The following is a 22,214-nucleotide window of genomic DNA, read 5'->3' on the forward strand; positions in this document are numbered from 1 at the left end:
GGGATTCTACAAATTCGCGTCCTGGGGGCGGGTGTGGACGACGAGGACGGTGGGGGTGTCAGCGGACAGGGCTGTGGTGAATTCTCGTTCGAGGTCGGCGGTGGTGGTCACATCGGCTGCGCGGCAGCCGAATCCGCGCGCCAGTGCCGCGATGTCGAGGCCGGGGAGGTCGAGGCCCGGGACGCCCGGGGTGTGTTCGAGTTTCGCGAACGACTTGAGCACGCTGTATTCCCCGTTGCGCATCACGACGTAGACGATCGGCAGATTGTGTTGTGCGGCCGTGTAGATGGCTTGTACGGAGTATTGGAACGAGCCGTCGCCGATGAGTCCGATGACCGGGCGGGTGACTCCGCGGTGCCGGTCGGCGAGTGCCACGCCGACGGCCGCCGGAGTGCCCCAGCCGATTCCGCCGCTGGCGGTGGCGAAGAACGATCCGGTCCTGGTGGTGGGGAGCCACTCGACCTGCTGCGCCATCGTGGAGGTCGATTCGTTGACGATGGCCGCGTCGGCGGGGCGGACCCTGCTCAGGGCCGCGTACACCTCCGGCGGGGTCAGCGGGGTGTTCGGGGTCGCGGGCAGCGCATACGGTCGCGGCATCGGCTCGGGAGCGGTGCGGGCCGAACCCGGTGCGACCAGGTCCAGGAGTAGTTCGATCGCCGATTTCGGATCGCCGAGCAGGCTGTCGCCCACCCGTGCCGCGGCGGCGATCGCCGGATCGGCGGTGATCTGCAGCAGTTCGGTGTGTTCGGGGAGGTAGTCGCCGGGAACGTAGGGGTAGTAGCGGAACACCTCGGCGCCGATCACGACCACCAGGTCGTGCCCGGTCAGCCGGTCGCCGACGGTCTTCACCGACATGCCCAGCGGGCCGGCGAAGAGGGGGTGGTCCTCGGGGAACGAGGCGCGGTCCAGCAGCGGGGCACCGTAGACGGTAGCGCGCAGTTTCTCCGCCAGCGCGACGGCCGCGTCCCAGCCGCCGGCCCGGTCGACCTCCGGTCCGAAGACCAGCGCGGGGCGGCGGCTGGCGGTGATGCGGTCGGCGAATACGCGCAGCCGCTCGGGGTCGGGGACGACGCGGTCGCTGACCGTCCGGACCCGGGTGAAGCCGGGCAGCGGTCGTTGCCAGTCGTCCATCGGTATCGAGAGGTGGACCGGTCCCGCGGGTGGCTGCCGGGCCTCGGCGTAGGCGCGCATGAAGGCCTCGGGGACATCTTCGGCGCGAGCCGGTTCGTAGGACCACTTCACCCACGGCTTCGGCAGCGTGGTGGCCTCCCGGTTGGCGAGGTACGGCTCGCCGATCACCAACTCGCGGTGCTGTTGCCCGGAGGTGACGATCAGGGGCGTATTGCCGTGGTAGGCGGTGACCAGGTTGCCCACCGCATTTCCCATGCCGGCCGAGGAGTGCAGATTGACCAGTGCGGGCCTGCCGGTGACCTGTGCGAAGGCATCGGCCATCGCGATCACGGACGCCTCCTGCAGGCCCAGGACGTAGGTGAAGTCCGCGGGGAACTGCTGGAGGAACGGTTGCTCGGTGGAGCCGGGATTACCGAAGACCGTCGTCAGTTCCAGGGTCCGCAGCAGGTCGTAGGTCACGCTGTGCACAGTGGATCGCTCGGTCATGGTCGCCGCTTTCTTTCCGGGGCCGTCACAGGGCCGGGGAAGCCTGCCGGAGGGCAATGCGCCTTGCTGAGCGTCCAGTATTCGGTGCGGCGGGCCGATACCGGGGGACAACGAAGCGGCCGGCGTGAACTGTGGTCGTTCGGTGACCGATCCGTGCGATCACGGCGTGGTGCCGGTCAGGGTTTCGACGAGTCGGTCCGTGGCGGTGGGATCGGCGTACGGCAGGAACAGCGACGGCTCGATCAGTTCGACCTCGAGCACGCAGAATCGGCCGGTGTCGTCGCGGACCAGGTCGACCCGGGCATAGGTCGGTGTCCCGACGCGGTCGCAGACGAGATCGACTGCGGCTTGGGCTGTTTCGATCTGTGCCGCGGCCGCGGTGTGCGCGGTGTTGATCTCCGGCGCGAACATCTCGTCGATCGTGCGCGCGCGGGGGAGTTCGACGCGTTTGACGGCGGCGTGGCTGAATCGTCCGTCGAAGAAGATCAGTGGCCATTCGCCTTCCGTGGCAACGGATTTCAGTAGTGGCTGCACCAGGGCGGTCTGGCCGGTGGCGTGCAGCCGGCCGATGTGCTCGACGGCGGTCCCGGTCTGGTCGGGCCAGTAGGCGGCGGCGTCGCGGCTGCCGGCGCCGACGGCAGGTTTGACCACGAATTCGCCGGCGGGGAAGGTGGCGGTCGCGCCGGGGTGGACGAAGGTGGTCGGGGTGACCGGCACGCCTGCCGTATCCAGTTCGGCGAGGTATCGCTTGTCGATGTTCCAGCGGACGGCCGCCGGCGTGTTCACCAGGTCGCTGACCCGGTCGACGTGGTCGAGCCAGGTCAGGAATTCGGGCAGCCGGTCCGTGTAGTCCCAGGTCGATCGCAGGACGACGCGTTCGAAACGTGACCAGTCCACCCGGGGATCGTCCCAGTCGAGCACGTCGACCGTTACGCCGTTGCGGCGCAGCGCCGCCAATGCCAACGGTTCGTCGTCGTCGCGTCCCCGAGCGTCCCGGGCTGTCACCCATGCGAGCCGTTCGATCATGTGGTCACGATATCCAGTCGGTTCCGCGTCGCCGGTGCGGCGGGTCCGTCCTCGATTCACGTGACAGCGCTGCCGGGGCCGCGCCCGATAGCGTCGGAACGACCGCGTCCGGCCGGTGGTGGAGCCGAGTACCGCCTGCTCGTGTGACCGGTGGGAAAGTGAGGTACGCGAGCCATGCGCGCTGCCGTCGCGGGGGCGGTCGACATCTCGGGACCGCTGTATCGGGTGACGGCCGGGCACGACCCGAGCCGGGTCGCGGTCCGGTGCCACGGCGGCGCCGAGTTGACCTACGGGGAGCTGGAGCGGCGCTCGAACCGGTTGGCGCACATGCTGATCGCCGCCGGGATCGGGCCGGGTGCGATCGTCGCCGTGCTGCTGGAACGCGGGCCGGAGTTGGTCGCCGCCGAACTGGCGATCATGAAGGCGGGGGCCGCGTGGATGCCGCTGGATCCGCGGCATCCGCCGGCCCGGCTGGAGTTTCAGGTCACCGATGCCGCGGCGGCCTTGCTGCTGACCACCGCCGACCTCGCCGCATCGGCGCCGGACATCCCGATGTGGCGGCTGGACGACGCCGCGGCGCGGGTCCGTGTCGCCGAATATCCGGATACGCCACCGGATGTCGACGTGGCGGCCGACGATGCCGCGTATCTGATGTACACCTCCGGATCGACCGGTGCGCCGAAAGGGGTGCTGGTCTCCCATCGGTCCGCGTACGCCTACTGCCGCAATGCCGTCGAACAGCTGAAACTGACTGCGGCCGACCGGATTCCGCAGATCGCCAATCCGGCGTTCGACGTGACCGTCTTCGACTGTTACGCCACCCTGCTGGCCGGCGCCACCCTGATCGCCGCGGGACACCACACGTTCACCGATCCGGCGGCGCTCACCGCGCTGCTGTGGGACGAGCGGATCACCGTCGCCTACGTCCCGCCGGCGATTCTCGGTGTGCTCGATCCGGGGAGGCTGGCCGGCGGCCCGCTGCGCGCGCTGTTCTGCGCCGGCGCGGTGTTGAGCACCGACGTGGCCAATCGCTGGGCCCGGCCCGGTCTGGCGATCCACAACGCCTACGGCCCGACCGAGACCACGGTGATCTGCACGAGTCATCCGCTGCCCGCGACACCGCTCAGTGGTCCGGTGCCGATCGGCACGCCGCTGCCGAATCATCGAATCTACGTGTTGGACAGGCGTTTACGTCCGGTGCCGATCGGCGCGGCGGGTGAGTTGTACATCGCCGGCAGCGGAGTCGCGCTGGGCTACCTCAATCGTTCGGCACTCACGGCGACGCGGTTCCTGCCCGACCCGTTCGCGCCGGGGCCGGGACAGCGCATGTACGCCAGCGGCGATCGGGGGCGGTGGCGATCCGATGGTGTCGTCGAATTCCTGGGCCGGGTCGATCGCCAGGTGAAACTCCGCGGCTATCGGATCGAACTCGGCGAGATCGAGCACGCGCTGGCGGCCCATCCGGCCGTGACCCACTGCGCGGTGCTGATGCGGGACGACACCTATCTGGCCGCCTATGTGACCGGGGCGGCCGGCGGCGCCGAGCCCGATGCCGCGCAGTTGCGGGATCATCTGGCGGCACGCTTGCCGGCCTATATGGTTCCCACGGTGTTCGTGGTGCTGGCGGCGCTGCCGTTGACCTCGAACGGCAAACTCGACCTCGCCGCGCTGCCCGATCCGGAAGCCGTTTCCGCCGAACATGTTCCGCCGCGCACCGACACCGAGCGCTGGCTCGCGCGGACCTGGCAGGAGCTGCTGGGGGTCGACGAGGTCGGCGCCGGTGACAATTTCTTCACCCTCGGCGGCAACTCACTGCACGGCACGCAGCTGATCGCCCGCATCGGTGAGCAGTTGCGCGTCGAGCTCGGTCCCCGGCAACTGTTCGGCACGCCGGTGCTCGGTGACCTCGCGCAACTGCTGGACGCGAGCGAGGCCGCGCCCGTCGCCGATGCCGTGACGGCGGTGGCGCGGGGCGAATCGCTGCCGTGCACGCATCAGCAGGAGGGATTGTGGTTCCTGCATCGGATGGATCCGGCGTCGTCGGCGTATCACATGTCGGTCGTGCTGCGCCTGGCCGGCCCGCTCGATATCGCCGCGCTGACGCGGGCGGTGCAGGATCTGGTGGTCCGGCACGAGGCGCTGCGGACGCGATTCGTCGAGGTGGCCGGCCGGCCGCGGCAGGTGATCGATCCGCCGCGGCCGCACTCGCTGCCGGTGACCGAGGTCGGCAGCGCGCGGATCCGGCAGTGGGCCGCGGCGGAGGTGAATCGGTCCTTCGATCCGGCGGCCGGGTCGCTGTTCCGCATCGCCCTGGCGCGGCAGGCGCCGGCGGATCACGTGCTGGTACTCGTGGCGCATCACATCATCGCCGACGGCTGGTCGATGCGGATCCTGACCGGGGAGCTGTCCGAGTTGTACGCGGCGGCCTGCCGTGGCGAGTCCGTCGAGTTGCCCGCGGTGCGGGTGCAGCCGGCCGATCACGCGGTGTGGCAGCGTCGCCGGTTCGACGCGGCCGAGACGAAGCGCCAGGTGGACTACTGGCGCGGAGCGCTGGCGGGGGTGGCGACCGTCGAGTTCCCGGTCGATCGGCCGCGGACGCTCCGGCACACCGGCGCCGGCGCCGCTGTGCTGCGGCGCTTCCCGGACGAGCTGACCGCCACGGCCCGCGGGTATGCCCGCGACGGCCGGGTGTCGTTCCTGGCGGTGTTGCAGGCCGCGCTGCTGATCGTGCTGAATCGGTACACCGGGCAGCACGATCTCACCGTCGGGTCGATCTTCTCCGGCCGTACCCGGGCCGAGTTGGAGCCGGTGGTGGGGTTCTTCGCCAACACGGTGGTGCTGCGGACCGATGCCGGCGGTGATCCGAGTTTCGCGGAACTCGTGCGGCGCTGCCACGACACCGTTCTCGTCGCCACCGAGCGGCAGGACATTCCCTTCGGCCTGATTGTCGACGCGCTGCAGCCGGAGCGGGTGCCCGGCCGCAATCCGTTGTTCCAGATCAGCCTGAGCCTGCAGCCGGCTCGTGGCCGGAGCGGGGATATGGCGCTCGGGGCCGCGACCGTGGCGGCGATCGACGTCTTCGAGAACTCCGCGCGCTTCGACCTCGCGCTGGATGTGGTGGACACCCCCGACGGCGGGCTCGAGCTGTCCGCGGAGTACGCGACCGAACTGTTCGACGCCGATCGGATCGAACGCCTGCTCGGCCATCTGCTGACCGCGCTGGCCGGCGGGCTCGCCACCCCGGATCGTGCGATCGGTTCGCTCGCACTGCTGTCCGACGGTGAGCGGCGACTGCTCGCGGCGTGGAACGACACCGGCCGTGACACGACGTCGCGGACACTGCCGGACGGCTTCCGCCGGGCCGCCGCGGCACATCCGGCGGCGATCGCGGTGGTGTCCGGGGACGTCCGGCTCACCTACGCGGAATTGCGGGGCCGGGTGCTGCGGCTGGCGCGCCGGCTCGCCGCCGGGGGTGTGGCGCCGGAAACGGTGGTGGGGTTGGCAATTCGGCGTTCGATCGATCTGGTCGTCGCGATGTACGCGATTCTGGAGGCGGGTGCGGCCTATCTGCCGATCGATCCCGACCATCCCCCGCAGCGCGTCGCGGCGATGGTGGCGGCGGCCCGGCCGCTGCTCGTGCTGAGCACGACCCGGGACGCCGTCGTGGTCGACCGGGTGCCGGTGATCGATGTCGACGTCCCGGCACCGGCCGAATTCTCGGATGCCGAGTGGGGGGCCGGGGAACGGCCCGGCCCGGTGCGGCCGGACCATCCGGCCTACGTGCTGTTCACCTCGGGATCGACCGGCCTGCCGAAAGGGGTCGTGGTCCCGCACGGCGCGATCGCGAATCAGATCGATTGGATGATCGCGCATTTCCGGATCGGGCCCGGTGACGTCTATCTGCAGAAGACCGCGACCGTGTTCGACGTCTCGCTGTGGGGGTTCTTCGTACCGCCGGCGGCGGGGGCCACGCTGGTGCTGGCGAGCCCGGACGGCCATCGGGATCCGGGGTACCTCGCCCGGACCATCGCCGAAAACGGTGTGACCGTCACCGATTTCGTGCCGTCGATGCTGTCGGTGTTCGCGGCGCGGGCCACCGCCGGCGAGCTGCGCACGCTGCGCCGGATCCTGTCGGTGGGTGAGCAACTGTCGCCGGAGGTGGCGACCGCGGTGCGGTCGCTGCCGGGTGTCGACGTACACAATCTGTACGGCCCGACCGAGACGGCGGTGGCGGTCACCGATCATCGCTGCGACGATGCCGATCGGTTCGAGGTGCCGATCGGCGCGCCGGTGTGGAACACCCGGTTCCACGTGCTGGATTCCCGGCTGCGGCCGGTACCGCTCGGTGTCGTCGGTGAACTCTATGTCGGCGGTGCGCAGCTGGCCCGCGGATATGCCGGCCGGCCCGGTGGCACGGCCGCGCGATTCGTGGCCGACCCGTTCGGCGGGCTCGGCGGCAGGCTGTATCGGACCGGGGATCTGGTGCGCTGGAACGCCATCGGTGAACTGGTGTTCCGCGGCCGGATCGACGATCAGGTGAAGATCCGCGGGTTCCGGGTCGAGCCCGGGGAGGCGGAGCGAGCGTTGGCCCGGCATCCGGACGTGATCGAGGCCGCCGTGGTGGCCCGGCCCGCAGCGACCGGTGTCCGGCTGGCCGGCTACGCGGTCCTCGCCGGTGGCCGGCACGGCAGCGGCGGCGCGCTGCGCTCCTATCTGCTGACGCAGTTGCCGGAATACCTGGTCCCCGCCTCGATCCTGGTTGTCGAACAGTTGCCGGCGACACCGAGCGGGAAACTGGACCGGAAGGCGCTGCCGGAACCGGCTTTCGTCGCCGAGACGGGATATCGGGCGGCCCGCACCGAACGTGAGCGGAGTTTGGCCGCGTTGTTCGCCGAAGTGCTCGCGGTCGAACGGGTCGGGGTCGACGACGGATTCTTCGAACTCGGCGGAAATTCGCTGCAGGCCGCACGACTGGTCGGCCGCATACGGTCGGAATTGGGTGTCGATATCCCGATCCGGACGGTCCTGGAAGCCTCGACGGTGGCCGAACTCGCGACCCGCTTCGACAACGAGGCCCGGGAGTCGGATTTCGATCGGGTACTCGTGCTGAAGGACACCGGCGCGCGGGAGCCGCTGTGGTGCCTGCCGCCCGGCGGCGGCCTGGGCTGGTGTTATCAGTGGCTCGGCGAGTATGTGACCGACCGGCCCGTGCACGCCGTCCAATCCCGCGGAATCGACGGCGATGCGGTGGTGGAATCGTTTCCGGCACTGATCGAGGATTATCTGCAGTGCATACTCGGCCGCCAGCCGCAGGGGCCTTTCCTGCTGCTGGGCTGGTCGCACGGCGGCACGGCGGCGCACGCGGTGGCCTGTGAACTCGTGCGGCGCGGCCATGCCGTCGAATTTCTCGGAATCATCGATGCGGCGCCGGAATTCGATTCCGAGGTGGATACCGGTGATCGCGGGATCGTCGTCGAGGAGCGAATCGAGGAACGGATCAACGACCGCGTCGGACACGATGTGGACAGTCCGCGACTGGAGGATCTGGTACAGCGGGTACGGCGTGTGGCACTCAACAATGTGAGATTGCTGGAGAACTACTACGCGCCGGTGTATTCCGGCGCGGCGACGATATTCGCCGCGACCCTCGACGCCGACGGCGGTCCGATCGACGGGGTCACCGACACGTTCCGGACGTTCTGGCGGCGGCACGTCGAGGGGGAACTGCGGATCTTCGGAATCGACTGCGCGCATTACGATTTCATGCAACCCGCGCCGATGCGCGAGATCGGCCGCCGGCTGGGCGGGTTGCTGCCCTGACCCGGCAGGCCACGCGGTCCGGCCGGGTGCGGGCCGGTTCCGGCCGGCCCGCGGGACGGTCCTACTCGGCAGGCGGGCGATCGGGCCAGGCGGGTGCGGTGGCTTCGCGGCCCGCGGATACGCCCGGGTCCGGTCGATACGCCGTGACGCTCACGTCCTCCGGCGGCGCGACCAGCTGGCCGAGCAGCGCGGCGCGGGTGAGCTCGGCCTTGTTGCCGACACCGAGTTTCACCCGGATGCGTTTCACATAGGTGTCGACGGTGTGCGGGCTGATCCCGAGCCGCGCGGCGACCTGTCCGTGGGTCAGGCCGTGGGCGATCTGACGCAGCACCTGCTCCTCCCGCCGGGACAACCGCGCGGCGGTCTCGGCGGGATCGAAGGCCGCGCGCAGCGAATCGACGGCGCCGATCGCGGTCCCGGATGCTACGTGTTGTACCGCGCGGATGATGCTGTCGCCCGATTCCGACTTGCTGATCACCGCGGAAGCGCCGGCGCGCAGGTAGATCTCGTCGTCGGTGGCGGCCTCGTTGTTCAGGATCAGCACCGCGGTGGATTTCGCCGCGGCGGTGACCGGGGTCAGATCCTCGCGCGGGATGGCTGCGGCGTCGATCAACGCGGCGTCCGCCAGCCAGAACGGGTCCTCGTGTGCCGAGGAACGCACGGCGACGACTTTGATTCCGGCGGTGGTCAGAGTCTGGCACAACCCCATGAGAAACAAGGGCGATTTGATGAGCAGGTCGGTCCGAATCACAAGTAAGCTCCCCAGCGCTTTCGTCGCGGTTGTCCCTGTGTTCGGCAGCCGGTGCGGCAGTACGGCCGCGGGCCCCCGGATGGGGAGTATCACATCGTTGTGTTCACCCTCGCGCACAGGTAGCGCGAATACATCCCGTGGTGCGGGACGATCGGAATTCGAGAGAATTCAATTCTCGTAATCGGCACATATGTCCGACAGGGCTCGGAACGAGCCGGAAAAATTTCGAGTCTACGGCAGCGGCGCCGGTCCGGGTCCCGCGCGCGGCTGCCCGCCACACACCGACCGTTCGGTCGAATACTGCCTCGTGTGCAGATGAAATTTCAGATCCGGCATTCAGCCCTCCCTGTGCCGGCGACCGGTTCTTCTCCGGTAGGTGCTCGGTGCGGAGGACGGAATGTAACGCCTGAACCGTCTTCCCGGGTGAGTGCCCCACGCACAGCGATCCCGGTTGGATTTCGAAAGTGTTAAGGTCGCATGTCCGATTATTCCGTACGACCATATCGCAGCCAAGCGGATCGGGCAGAGTTTTCTTTCTACACACCTCGAAGTAATCAACTGATACCCAGATCGCGCCGATCCATTCGCGCTGCCGCGTCCCAGAAAGCTGGGAGGAGCCGACGGCCTGCCGACCGAGAACGATGGTTATCGACAAATGCTCGTGAGAAGAGGGCGTGCCGTGCTGAGTGATGACCAGCTGGATACCTATTACGAGGACGGGTTCGTCGTCGTTCCCGACGTTCTCGGACCGGCGCAGCGGATACGGCTGCGCGCGGAGGTCGAGCGGCTCTACACCGTGGACCATCCCGGCCGGGTGCTGGAGAAGGACGGCCGCACCGTCCGGGCGGTGCACGGCTGTCACCGGACCAGTCCACTGTTCTCCCGGCTGGTCCGGTTGCCGTTCCTGGTGGCCGCCGCCGAGCGGATCCTGGACGGCAAGGTGTACGTCCATCAGAGCAAGGTGAATGCCAAACGGGCTCTGCACGGCGACATCTGGCCGTGGCACCAGGACTATGTCTTCTGGGAGCGCGAGGACGGCATGCCCGCGCCGCGCGCGACGAACATCGCGGTATTTCTCGACGAAGCCACCGCGCACAACGGGCCGCTGTTGTTCGTGCCGGGTTCGCACCGTCTGGGTACGGTCGCGTCGGGCCGGCGCGGCGGCGACGGGTGGAAATCCAATCTCGCCGCCGACCTCGACTACGCACTGACCGCCGAACAGCTGACGCCGCTCATCGCGCGCCTGGGCATCCGGGCCGCCACCGGTCCCGAAGGCAGTGCGCTGCTGTTCGATCCGCGCCTGATCCACGGCTCCGGCGCCAACATGTCGCCGGTGGATCGGCAATTGGTGATCATCACCTACAACAGCGTCGACAACGTACCGGTGGAGGTGCCGAATCGGCGGCCGGACTTCCTGTGCGAACCCGACTCCACCGCACTGGAACCGCTCATCGACGAGTTCTGATCGAGGCGGCCACCTCGCGGATGGTGCCGGTCAGCACCTCGGTCGCGTCGGGCTTCTCGCGCAGCGTCGCCAGGCATTCGTCCAGCAGCCGGAAGGCGAGCACGGACTGGCCGCCGAGCCGCGCGAAGCTGTCCAGGACGCTGACCGGGTCGGTGTCGAGCACCCGGCGGTAGATGTCGACCAGCGCCGCTTCCAATTCGTCTGCGGGAGGCACGATCTCGCGGTCGTCGCCGGGAGCGGGCAGCGCCGCGAGCAGCGCGGCCCGGTCGACCTTGCCGTTCACCGTGGCCGGGATGCGGGGCACCGGCACGATCCGCGCGGGCCGCATATGGGCCGGCAGCCGCTGCGCCGCGTGGTCGCCGATCGCGGCCGGGTCCAGGTCGCCCGGTACCTCGGCCGCGGGAACCACGAAGGCGTACAACCGAATCGGATCACCGTGCACGAGCACCGCGCAGTCCGCGATCGCCGGATGCGCCACCAGCACCGACTCGATCTCGCCGGGCTCGACGCGCCGGCCGCCGATCTTGATCTGCCGGTCGATGCGGCCGAGATGTTCCGCCACGCCGTCGTCCCGGTACCGGCACAGGTCGCCGGTGCGGTACATGCGCGCGCCGGGGGATCCGTGCGGATCGGCCACGAACCGCTCCGCGGTGGCCGCCGGTGCGCGCCAATACCCGTGCGCGAGACCGATATCGCCCGCGATGTAGGCCTCGCCGGTCAGGCCGACCGGCACCGGTTCGAGCGCCTCGTCCAGGATCGCGAGGCGGAAATTCGCCGCCGGCCGGCCGAGCGGCACCGGGGCGTCGCGCTCGGCGGGCAGCGGCATGTCGGTGACGTTGCCCGCCTCGGTGGGTCCGTAGCAGTTCACCAGGGTGGCGCCGGGCAGCCGGGTGTGGAAGGTGTCCCGGATCCGGGCCGTGATCGGCTCGCCGCCGCACAGGGCCCAGCGCAGCCGGCCCGCGCGCGCGGCCGTCACCTGTTCCAGGAACGGGGCCATCACCGTCGGCGGCAGGAAGATCGCCGACACCGGATGGCTCTCGACCAGCCGGGCCAGGTGCCGCGGGTCCCGATGCCCGTCCGGCGCGCAGATCACCAGGCACGCACCGTGATACAGCGGCCAGAAGATCTCCCAGATCGAGACGTCGAAGCCGGGGGAGGTCTTGAACACCGCGCAGTCGCCGGCGGCGAACGGATATCTGCTCTGCATCCACGCCAGGTGCGCCAGCGCACCGGCGACCGGATAGGCGACCCCCTTGGGCCGGCCCGTCGTGCCGGAGGTGTACAGGATGTGCAGCAATCCGCCTGCGGTGGAGGGGAACTCGACCGCGCGGTCGCCGGTCCCGATGGGTTCGGCGGTGACGTCGACGATCTGCCACGGACCGGGACCGATACGGTCCCGGGAGGTGTCGCCGGCCAGCACGTGACCCGGCGCCGCGTCGGCGAGCCGGTAGGCCAGCTGGGCATCCGGCAGGTCGGCGTCCAGCGGTACGTAGGCCGCGCCGGTCCGCACCACCGCGTGGATCGCGACGACGAGCGGGATACCGCGAGGCAGCAGGATGCCGACGCGGGTGCCGGGGCCGGCGCCGCGTTCGAGCAGTGCGCGGGCCAGGCGGTCGGCGCGGATGTCCAGCTCGCGGTAGGTGAGTCGCGTGCCCTGCTCGTCCAGCAGGGCCACGGCGTCGGGGGTGCGGGCCACCTGCTCCTCGAACGGCCCGGCCAGGGTGCGATGCCGGATCTCGGGCCGGCGGGAGGGGTTGAGGCCGTACAGGATTCGCGCGCGTTCGGCGGTGTCGAGCAGGGGTGAGGCGGTCATCGGCGCGTCGGGAGCGTCGGCCAGGCCGCTCAGCAGGCGCACGTAGGTGCGGGCCCAGCACAGCGCGGTCGGCGCGTCGGCCGCCTCGCCGCCGCATTCCGCGTACACCCGCCGGCCGTCGTCGGAGACGATGATCGTGGCGTCGACCTGCCGGTCCGCGGCCTCCCCGGGGGTCGGCGCGACCCGCAGCTCACCGATCCAGTCGAGCGCGGCGCGGAAGCTCTCGGCCGGGTCGACCCGGCCCGGCGAGAGGGCCTCGCGCGGACCCTGCACCAGCCGGACCCGGCGCGTCGCACCGGGCCGGGACAGCCGGCCCGCCAGCACCATCGCGGCCACCGACAGCGGCACGAAGTCGTTCGTCCCGGCCGCCGCCGCCAGCGCGTGCAGCGCGCGGGTCAGCGAGTCCGGGATCGTGAGGGGACCGGCAGATTCCGATGGCATCGACATCTCGCTTCTCGGTGCTATGTCCGGTTTCCCACCCAACCAGGCCGCGGTCGCGCGGTCGTGTCCCCCGTTTACCCGACACCCTCGCCGGCCGTCGCCGATTCACGTGACGTCCGGACGAGGTCGCCGGATTCTAGCGTCGAGGCAGGAAAGGCAGGGCCGCCGTGGCGGTGTGCGACCGGAGGCGAAGCATGGACATTGTCGCGCGGCCGGTTACCGCCGAGCCGGGCTCGCTGTTCCCGATGACATCGATCGGCGCGGCGGCGCGCACGGCCGGTGACCGGGAGGCGCTGATCGATCGCGGCGAAACCCTCACCTACGCCGCGCTCGCGGCGCGGGCCGGTGGGCTCGCGCAGCGGCTGCGGGCCGCCGGAGCGGGGCCGGAACGGCCCGTGGCGGTTCTGCTCGACCGCTCCGCCGATACCGTGATCGCGATGCTGGCGGTGCTGGCCGTGGGTGGTGCGTACTGTCCGCTCGACGCGAGCGCACCCCCGGCGCGGATCGCGGGGATGACGGCCCGCGCCGGTTGCCGGATCGCGATCGCGGACGGGGCCGGTGCGAGCCGGTTGCCGTCCGGGATCGTCGTGGTCGAACCCGGCGGGCCCGCCGGTGCGTTCGAACCCGTTGCGGTGCAACCGGACACGCTCGCTTATGTGATGCACACCTCCGGTTCGACGGGGGTGCCGAAGGCCGTCGCGATGACCCGGGGCGGGCTGGCGCGACTGATCTCCTGGCAGCTCGGCAGCGGTGAAACCGGCCTGCGGACACTGCAATTCACCGCGACGTCGTTCGATGTGACCTTCCAGGAGGTGTTGTCGACGTTGGCCGGTGGCGGCTGCCTGGTGGTGGCGCCGGAATCGGCTCGCCGCGATGCGGATGTCCTGCTGGAAACCATGGTGCGGCACCGAGTACAACGGATCTTCCTGCCGTACGTCGGACTGCAGCTGCTGGCCGTGGCGAGCGAGCGGTCCGGTACGGTGCCGAGTTCGCTGCGGCACGTGGTGACCGCCGGTGAACGGCTCATCGTCACCCCGGCGATCCGCGCCTTCTTCGCCGCGCTGCCGGAGTGCCGGTTGGACAACCACTACGGGCCGACCGAGGCGCATCTCGTCACCAGCGCGACCCTCGGCGCCGACCGGGCCGCGTGGCCGGAGGTGCCGGGGATCGGCACCGCGGTCGGCGGGGTGAGCTGCCACGTCCTGGACGAGAAGCTCGGTCCCGTGCCGGACGGTGCGAGCGGGGAGCTGTACGTCGGCGGAACCGGTGTGGCCCGTGGCTATCTCGGTGATCCGGCACGGACCGCGGAACGATTCGTGGCCGATCCGTTCCGGGCGGGCCGGCGGCTGTACCGGACCGGGGACGTGGTCACCGCGACCGCCGACGGCTACGAATTCCTCGGCCGCGCGGACGAACAGCTCAAGGTGCGCGGCTTCCGCGTGGAACCGGCCGAGGTCGAGCACGCGCTGTCGAGCCACCCGCGGGTCGACGCGGCCGCGGTCGGCCTGCGCGCCGTGGGCGACGGGATGCCGGTGCTGGTCGGCTATCTGCAGACCGACGGCCCGCTCCCACACCGGGAACTCACCGAACATCTTCGGGAACTGTTGCCCGCGTACATGATTCCCGTCAGATACGTCTCGGTGGCGACCCTGCCACGAACGGCCACCGGCAAACTCGACCGGCGCGCACTGGCCGGCTCCGCGCTGCCGGAGGTCCCGGGCCCGGTCGCGCCGGGGTCGACGGGACGGGTTGCATCCGACGGGTCGCCGGTGCCGGTTGTCGCTGATTCCCCGATGAAGCCGGATCTTCCGGCTGCACAGGCGGTTTCGGCGGCGGGGGAACCGGGGTCGTTGACCGACCTCGTGACCGCGGTCTGGACGCGGGTGCTCGGGCACGACGAATTCGACGGGGACGAGGACTTCTTCGAGGTCGGCGGCGACTCGCTGCTGGCGACCTGGGTGGTCGCCGAGCTGGCGCAGGCGCTGCGGCGGCCGGTGGAGCTCTCGCTGTTGCTGGAGTACGGCACCGTCGACGAACTGGCCGCGGCGCTCGGGTCCGGCGGCGCGACCGCGGTGGTGCCGCAACGGTCGTCACAGATCGTTACCCTGCGGCGCGGGCCGTCGGCGCGCAGCGTCTACTTCGTGCATCCGCTCGGCGGTGAGCTGCTGGCCTATCGGGAACTGGCCCACGCCTCGACGGCGCCGGTGCGGCTGCTGGGGATCGGCTGGACCGGCGAGCCACCGCCGTTCGGCCGCACGTTGGCCGAACTCGCGCGTGGTCATGTGGCACAGCTGCGCACGATCGAACCGGACGGGCCGTACCGGCTGGCCGGCTGGTCCTTCGGCGGCGTGCTGGCCTACGAGATGGCCCAGCAGTTGCGGGCCGGCGGCGCCGTCGTCGAATTCCTGGGTCTGTTCGACGCCAACCCGATCATCGATCCGATCACCGGGCTGCCGATGGCGGACACCCCGTTCCTGGACCTGCTCGACACCGTGGTGGCGCGCCTGGACGATCCGGCGGCCACCGGCGCCGAACTGCGCGCGCTGACCTCCGGGCCGACCTGGTTGCAGCTGATGGGGGCACCGGTCGCGGCCGGCGCCTCGACCGGATATCTGCGCAAGGTGCTCGACACCGCGCGGACCTGCATGAACGCCGCGATGCGATACCGGCCCGACCCGTATTCCGGTCCGGTGCACTTCTTCCGGCCGACCGGGGCCGATCCGGACGCCGGCGCCGCGGTGCTCGCGGCCACCCGGCAACTGTGCGTCGGGTCGCTGCGGATCGTGCCGCTGCCCGGCGAGCACCGGACCTTCATCCGCGGACAGCACGTCACCGCAGCGGCGGCGCAATGGGACGCCGCCCTGGCACAGGTCGGCGCGGAAGGGAGCACGAACCGTGGCACTCGCGACTGATGCGGAGATCTTCGCCGAACAGGGGTACATCGGGCCGTTCACCCTCTGGGAACCCGACGAGATGACCGCGTGGTGGAAGCAGCAGCGCCGGGCCCTGCTCGACCCGGGCAACACGGCCCGCCGGGTCTTCGACAATCCGGTGAACTACGACCGGCACCTGGACATCCCGGGACTGAGCAGACTCGTCACCGAGCCGGAGATCGTGCGGCGCATGCAGGCGATCATCGGGCCGGACGTGTTGTGCTGGCGCACCGAGTTCTTCCCGAAGAATCCGGGCGACTCCGGCACCGGCTGGCATCAGGTCGAGACCTACGCCATCGGCGAGACCAGCCAGGGGATGCTCGAGGCGACCGAGCACTCACCGGGTATCCCGATGGAGTTGACCTGCTGGGTCGCCTTCACCGAGGCGTCCCGCGAGAACGCCTGCATGAAGCTGATTCCCGGCAGTCACCGGCAGTGGCGCTACGACGAACACGCGCCGATGCGCTGGAACGCCGCCGCGGCGGACAACTCGTTCTTCGGCTACGACTACGCCGACATCAAGATCGACAAGGACTGGGATCCGGAGCAGGAGAACGTCCGGCACCTGGAGATGCGCGCCGGGCAGTTCTTCCTCTTCACCGCGCGGACCATCCACGGCTCGAATCCGAACATCGGCCGCCGGCAGCGCATGGGATTCGCGATCCGGGTCGTGCCCACCCACGTCCGGGTCTACGGCGGCATGACCGAATTCGACGAGTTCGGCCATCATTTCGACCTCGACCGGCACGGCTGCGTGCTGGTGGCCGGACAGGACCGGTACGGGCTCAACCGGATGGCGGCCACGAACGCCTGGGGTGAGCCCTTCGCTCCCGTGGAAAGGACCGTGTGACCCGATGCGCACCCAGTACGTGGCGGCCGTCGAGCTGGACCGGGACCGGCTGGCCGAGGATCTGGACCGGGCGGAGGAGTTCCGGTACTCCGAGGCCTACAGCAACTATCTGATCGGCGGCCCGTGGAAGAGCGCGATGCTGTGGGCCACCGGCGGCGACAGCGGTACCGGACTGCTGACCACCTACGCCTACGACCGCGCGCCGGATTTCACCGAATACGGTCGCCGGCTGCCCTATCTGGGGGAACTGATCACGAATACGGTCGATGTGAGCCGGTTGCAGTTCGTGCGGCTGGCCGTGTTCTCCGACAGCGTGATCGTCCCGCACCGCGACTTCCTGGAACTGACCGATCTGCCCGAGGACGCGCGCTCGGCGCATCGGGTGCACATCCCGCTGATCACCCACGAGGAGTGCTTCTTCAGCGAGGACAACACGGTGTACCGGATGCGGGCCGGTGAGATCTGGTACTTCGACGCCGCGCGCATCCATGCCGTGGCCTCGCTGGTCGCCGCGCCACGCATCCACCTGATCTTCGACTTCACCGACCGGCCCGGCGACCGGCCGCTGATCGTCCCGGAGCGCGAGCCGGTCGGCGACCGCATCCCGGACCACTCGGCCGTGCGGCGGCCCGCACTGCCGGACAGCCACCGTGACGATCTGCTGCGTCTGGCGGATCTGCTCACGATGGACACCTTCCGCGAGGTGTTCAGCATCGTCATCAAGACCCATTTCCGCTGGGACGGCGGCGAGAACTTCGCCTGGGACACGATGTTCGCGCTCGCGCGCGCGTGCCCGGACCCGGCCGTATTGCCGCACACCCGCGAACTCTTCCAGTACTACACGCTCGACCGCACCGGTAGTAAGGAGTAACGACATGACCACGAGGCTCACGGTGAACGACCGGCTGGCGGCCAGCCCGGTATACGGGGCTTTCCGCGACCACCCGTTCTTCCGGGCCGTGGATTCCGCCGAGCTGACCAAGGAGCAGGCCGCCACGCTGATCGAACAGTGGTGGCACCCGCTGCACTACTTCCCGACCTTCCTGGCCCGCTGCGTATCCGTCCTGCCGGACATCGCCGCCAAGAGCGCCATCACCCGAATCCTGAACCAGGAGACCGGCGGTGGCGAGGTGTCGAAGGCCCACGAGGTCATCTACGCCGACTCGATGCAGGAGTGCGGTTTCGATCGGCAGCGGGTCGTCGGGACCCGGCCGTTCCCCGAGACCGCGGAACTGGTCGAGGGCTACCGCCGGGCCTCCGAGGGACCGGAGACCGGCCTCGGATTCATCTTCGCCACCGAGAACACCGATCTGCTGATGGTGTCCAGCATCGGCAGGGCGATCGAGCGCACCACCGGCTACACCGACAACCAGTGGGTGGCCATCCACGTCGAGCAGGAGCCCGATCACATCGAGGAGGCCGACAACGCACTGCTCACCGGGTTCAGCCCCGAGCAGGAGGATTCCGTGCTGACGGCGGCCGACGAGATGTGGCGGCTGTGGACGGCGTTCTTCGATCGGCTCGCGGCCGAGTCCGGTGTCGGCGCCGGCCGCTGAGGCAGGCGGCCGTGGACGACGTACGGGCCACCTATCTGCGCTTCCCGGGCTGGACCCAGCACTTCTGGACCTGGCAGACCGGCCGGGCCCTGCCGGGTCAGCGACCGCTGATCCGGCACACCTGGGCCAGTTATCTGGCGCTGACGCTGACCTGGTTCCTCCTCGGCCTGACCGTGTCCACGCTCGCGGTGGCCCTGATGTTCCCGTTCTGGTACCTCGCCCTGCTCGCCGGGTGGCTGCTCACCGTGCACGGCGAGCGGGTGATGGTGCTGGTGATCGCGCATCAGGCGCTGCACCGGCGCTTCAGCGGTAGCCGGCGGTGGGACGGGTTCTGGGGTGAGGCGGTCACCGTGCTGTCGATGTTCCACACCTTCGGCGACTTCGAGGCGGAACACTTCCACAACCATCACCGCCGCGAGGTGTTCGCCACGCCGGTCGATCCGCCGGTGCAGAATCTGGTCGAACTCGGCTTCCGGCCCGGGATGAGCCGCGAAAAGCTCTGGCGGCGAGCATGGTTCGTCTTCTTCTCGCCGATGTTCTACTGGACCGGCTTCGTCGGCCGGCTGCGCAGCAATCTGCGCAGCCGGGGTTGGCGCATCCCCGCCGCCGCGCTGTGGGCCGGATGGTGGCTGTCGCTGCCGTTCTGGCTGCCGCACGGCACGCTGGTGTTGCTGCTCGCCCTCGTCGTGCCGGTCATCCTGTTCGCGCAACTGAGCGCGTTGCTGGACCGGCTCGGCGAGCACGAATGGCTCGCACCGCGCGATCCCGCACTGGGACACCGCTTCTACACCGCCGCCAACACCTCCGCGCGCTACTGCGGCTCACCGGTGCCCGCGCGCGGCGCCGGGGTGCCGGCCTGGTTCGGCTGGACCGCGGCGACGCTGTGCTACCACCTGCCGTCCCGGCTGCTGGTGGTGGTCGGCGACCTGCCCAGCCACGACCACCATCACCGGTATCCGGCCACACCGGAGTGGACCACCGCCGCCTATGCCCGGCAGCGCGACATCGACACCGGCCCCGAGGGTCCGGCGTACCGCGAGGTGTGGGGGATGGGAGCGGCGGTCGACCGGATGTTCCGCAGTCTGGCCCAACGGGAGGAGAACCTCGGGGATGCGGCATCACATCGTTGACACCTTCGCCGACGCAACACATCTCGGCAATCCGGCCGCGGTCGTCGAGCTGCCGGAATTCGCGCCGACGGCCGAGATGCAGGACAGCGCGCACCGGATCGGCCTGCCGACCACCGCGTTCGTGGTGGCGGCCGCGGCCGGGCAGTACCGGGTGCGCTGGTTCACCCCGTACAAGGAACTGAACCTGTGCGGGCACGCGACGATCGCCGCGACCCGGGTGCTGCTCGGGGACCGGACCCGGCTGACCTTCGTCTCCGACAACGGTGTGCTGCACGCCGAGCGGATCGGTGACCTGGTGTCGATCGATCTGCCGGCGGCGGCGCTCACCGCGTGCGATCCGCCGCCGGAGCTGCTCGCCGCGCTCGGCGTGCGGGCCGTGGCCTGCGTGGTGTCCAGCGACGACATCCTGATCGAGGTCGAATCGGCGGCGGTGGTGGCCGCGATCCGGCCCGATTTCGCCGCGCTGGCCCGGCAGCCGTACCGCGGTCACATCGTGACCGCGCGCGGCGCGGACGACGTCGATTTCACCTCCCGCACCTTCTTTCCGGCACTCGGCGTCGACGAGGACCAGGTGTGCGTGACCGCGCACTGCAAGCTCACGCCGTACTGGGGACGGCGGCTGGGCCGGAACCGGCTCACCGCGACCCAGCTGTCCCGGCGCGGCGGCCGCCTGGCGGTGCGGGACGCGGGGGATCGGGTCCACGTACTCGGTTCGGCCGTCCTGCGCGGCGCCTGCGACGAACTGCCCGAACTGCTCGAGGAGAGACGATGACCGCGCACACCATGGCGCTGCTGGTCGGGGATCTCGTGGTGATCGCGGTGTCGGCCCGGCTGCTCGGGCTGCTGGCGCAGCGGCTGGGACAGCCGGCCGTGATCGGTGAGATCCTCGGCGGAATCCTGTTCGGCCCCACCTTGTTCCACGGCGCGGTGACCCACGCGCTGTTCCCGGTGGCGGTACAGCCGACGCTGACGAATCTGGCGAATATCGGCATCGCCGTCTTCATGTTCTTCGTCGGCCTGGAACTGGACCATTCGATGCTGCGCGGCCAGGGCCGCATCGCCACCAGCGTGGCCCTCGGTTCGACGCTGGTGCCGTTCGGGCTCGGCGTGCTGCTGGCGTGGCATCTGCTCGGTCACCATCCGAGCAGCCGCCCGACGGCGTTCGTGCTGTTCTTCGGCACCGCGATGGCCGTGACCGCCTTCCCGGTGCTGGCCCGGATCCTGACCGGCCGCAACCTGTTGCGCACGCCGATCGGCGCGCTGTCGGTGACCAGCGCGTCGCTGGCGGACATCCTGGCGTGGACGCTGCTCGCGGTGGTGACCGCACTCGCCGGGCACAACGCCGGTCTGTGGCAACTGCTGCTCATTGTCCCCTTCGCCGCGGTGCTGCTGCTGGTGGTGGGACCGCTGCTGACCCGGCTGGCCGCACATGGCGACGGTGATCGCGCACCCGGCCCACTGCTGACCGGACGGTTCGGCGCGCTGGTCGCGGTGCTCGCCGGCGCGGCCGGGTTGTGGGTGTGCGCCGAGGCCACCCAGTGGATGGGCCTGCACCTGATCTTCGGCGCCTTCCTGTTCGGTGTGGCGGTGCCGCGGACCCGGGGGCCGCTGGCCGAACGGGTGCTGCCGTGGGTGCACCGGATCAACGGGTGGCTGCTGCTGCCGATCTTCTTCATGATCGCCGGTATCAAGGTCGACCTGTCGAAGGTCGACGGCACCGCACTCGGTGAGCTGGCGCTGATCCTGCTGGTCGCCGTCGGCGGCAAGGGCATCGGGGCCTTCGCCGGAGCCCGGCTGAACGGGGCCCGCACCCGGCATTCGGTGGTGCTCGCGATCCTGGCCAACACCCGCGGGCTGACCGAACTGATCGTCCTGGTCGTCGGCCTGCAACTGCATCTGCTCGACACCCCGCTGTACTCGCTGATGGTGGTGATGGCGCTGGTGACGACCACGATGACCGGGATCCTGCTCTCGATCGTCTATCCCGAGTCGCGGGCCCGCGCCGACCTCGCGCCGCGGATCGCCGATCCCCGGCCGGAGGCCGTGCCGTGACCGCCGTGCGCGGCGGCTGGCTGCAACGCGAACCGGCGGCCGCGGCCGCCGCGCGGGTGTTCTGCATTCCGCACGCCGGGTGCGGCGCCGGAGTTTTCGGCAACTGGCCGGCCGTCCGGGCCGGGGTCGAATTCCTGCCGATCGAGCTGCCCGGCCGGCTGGCCCGCTTCGGCGAGACGATGCCCGCGACCTTCGAGGAACTGGCCGCCGACCTGACCGCCGGGCTGCGGCCGTATCTCGACGTGCCGTATGCCTTCTTCGGCCACTGCTGGTCGGCGCTGGTCGCGTACGAGGCGACCGCGCAACTCGAACGGTCCGGCGGACCGCCGCCGCGGCGGTTGTACGTGTCCTCGCAGCTGGCGCCGCAGGACGGGCCGGTCGGCAAGATGCTCGGCATGGACGACGCGGAACTGTCCACCGAACTCGAGGCGATGATCCGCGAACAGGGCAACACCCCGCATCCGGAGCTGGTGGCGATCTACCTGAAGGTGCTGCGGGCCGATGTCGAGATGAGCCGCCGCTACGTCGTTCCCGATCCGCCGCGGCTGGACTGCCCGATCGTCGCGATCGGCTGGACCGAGGACGAGGATGTGGCACCCGCACTGATGGCGGGCTGGCCGGTGTGCGGCGACACCGGTTTCGCGCGCTTCCCCGGCCGGCACCACCGGTTCGTCGACGCGCCGGACGAACTGCTGAACCTGTTGTGCCACACCATGAAAACCGCAGGCCGAGGCGACGGTCCCGGCTTTACGTGACATCA

14 protein-coding genes are annotated in these 22,214 nt (G+C 70.1%); 10 read left to right on the forward strand and 4 right to left on the reverse strand.

Annotation, left to right across the window (positions count from 1 at the left end):
• Positions 1–6: 6 nt before the first annotated feature.
• Positions 7–1,617 carry a benzoylformate decarboxylase gene (gene mdlC / locus G361_RS0102030; RefSeq protein ID WP_019925379.1) on the reverse strand — a complete coding sequence of 537 codons (1,611 nt, stop codon included), beginning with the start codon at positions 1,615–1,617 and terminating at the stop codon, positions 7–9.
• A gap of 159 nt (positions 1,618–1,776) precedes the next feature.
• A complete protein-coding gene (locus tag G361_RS41890) occupies positions 1,777–2,643 on the reverse strand; it encodes a RimK family alpha-L-glutamate ligase (protein ID WP_019925380.1) in 867 nt (288 codons plus the stop codon).
• A gap of 174 nt (positions 2,644–2,817) precedes the next feature.
• Here G361_RS41890 and G361_RS41895 point away from each other — a divergent pair, with 174 nt between their 5' ends.
• Positions 2,818–8,463 carry a non-ribosomal peptide synthetase gene (locus G361_RS41895; RefSeq protein ID WP_019925381.1) on the forward strand — a complete coding sequence of 1,882 codons (5,646 nt, stop codon included), beginning with the start codon at positions 2,818–2,820 and terminating at the stop codon, positions 8,461–8,463.
• A 61-nt stretch (positions 8,464–8,524) separates the two neighbouring features.
• Here the strand turns inward: G361_RS41895 and G361_RS0102045 are convergent, their stop codons facing one another.
• Positions 8,525–9,124, reverse strand: coding sequence for a response regulator transcription factor (locus tag G361_RS0102045; RefSeq protein ID WP_196814388.1), 600 nt, complete (start codon positions 9,122–9,124; stop codon positions 8,525–8,527).
• A 769-nt stretch (positions 9,125–9,893) separates the two neighbouring features.
• On the opposite strand from G361_RS0102045, the gene G361_RS0102050 reads away from it, so the two are divergent.
• On the forward strand, positions 9,894–10,679 hold the full coding sequence (locus G361_RS0102050) for a phytanoyl-CoA dioxygenase family protein (RefSeq protein ID WP_019925383.1): 786 nt from the start codon (positions 9,894–9,896) through the stop codon (positions 10,677–10,679).
• Here G361_RS0102050 and G361_RS0102055 read toward each other — a convergent pair.
• Complete coding sequence (locus tag G361_RS0102055; RefSeq protein ID WP_196814389.1) at positions 10,663–12,933, reverse strand: amino acid adenylation domain-containing protein; 2,271 nt, start codon at positions 12,931–12,933, stop codon at positions 10,663–10,665. The two genes, G361_RS0102050 and G361_RS0102055, sit on opposite strands and share 17 nt — an antisense overlap.
• Positions 12,934–13,127: 194 nt before the next feature.
• On the opposite strand from G361_RS0102055, the gene G361_RS0102060 reads away from it, so the two are divergent.
• From G361_RS0102060 to G361_RS0102095, 8 genes are read left to right on the forward strand one after another with little or no spacing between them, the layout of a single operon-like run.
• Positions 13,128–15,845 carry an amino acid adenylation domain-containing protein gene (locus G361_RS0102060; protein WP_019925385.1) on the forward strand — a complete coding sequence of 906 codons (2,718 nt, stop codon included), beginning with the start codon at positions 13,128–13,130 and terminating at the stop codon, positions 15,843–15,845.
• Entirely contained in the window at positions 15,829–16,716 is an 888-nt protein-coding gene (locus G361_RS0102065) for a chlorinating enzyme (protein ID WP_019925386.1), read from the forward strand. Before G361_RS0102060 ends, G361_RS0102065 begins: the two co-directional genes overlap by 17 nt.
• Before the next feature lie 4 nt (positions 16,717–16,720).
• A complete protein-coding gene (locus tag G361_RS0102070) occupies positions 16,721–17,587 on the forward strand; it encodes an aspartyl/asparaginyl beta-hydroxylase domain-containing protein (protein ID WP_019925387.1) in 867 nt (288 codons plus the stop codon).
• Between the two features lie 4 nt (positions 17,588–17,591).
• Positions 17,592–18,272: a TenA family transcriptional regulator gene (locus G361_RS0102075; RefSeq protein ID WP_019925388.1), complete on the forward strand. Its 681-nt coding sequence runs from the start codon at positions 17,592–17,594 to the stop codon at positions 18,270–18,272.
• A gap of 11 nt (positions 18,273–18,283) precedes the next feature.
• On the forward strand, positions 18,284–19,402 hold the full coding sequence (locus tag G361_RS0102080) for a fatty acid desaturase (RefSeq protein WP_019925389.1): 1,119 nt from the start codon (positions 18,284–18,286) through the stop codon (positions 19,400–19,402).
• Positions 19,383–20,174, forward strand: coding sequence for a PhzF family phenazine biosynthesis protein (locus G361_RS0102085; protein ID WP_019925390.1), 792 nt, complete (start codon positions 19,383–19,385; stop codon positions 20,172–20,174). The genes G361_RS0102080 and G361_RS0102085 overlap by 20 nt, the downstream gene beginning before the upstream one ends.
• Positions 20,171–21,454 (forward strand): cation:proton antiporter, encoded by a 1,284-nt coding sequence (locus G361_RS0102090; protein WP_019925391.1) that lies wholly within the window; start codon positions 20,171–20,173, stop codon positions 21,452–21,454. Before G361_RS0102085 ends, G361_RS0102090 begins: the two co-directional genes overlap by 4 nt.
• On the forward strand, positions 21,451–22,209 hold the full coding sequence (locus tag G361_RS0102095) for a thioesterase II family protein (protein ID WP_019925392.1): 759 nt from the start codon (positions 21,451–21,453) through the stop codon (positions 22,207–22,209). The genes G361_RS0102090 and G361_RS0102095 overlap by 4 nt, the downstream gene beginning before the upstream one ends.
• The last annotated feature ends 5 nt before the right edge of the window (positions 22,210–22,214 follow it).

The organism is Nocardia sp. BMG111209, assembly GCF_000381925.1.
GTDB lineage: Bacteria > Actinomycetota > Actinomycetes > Mycobacteriales > Mycobacteriaceae > Nocardia.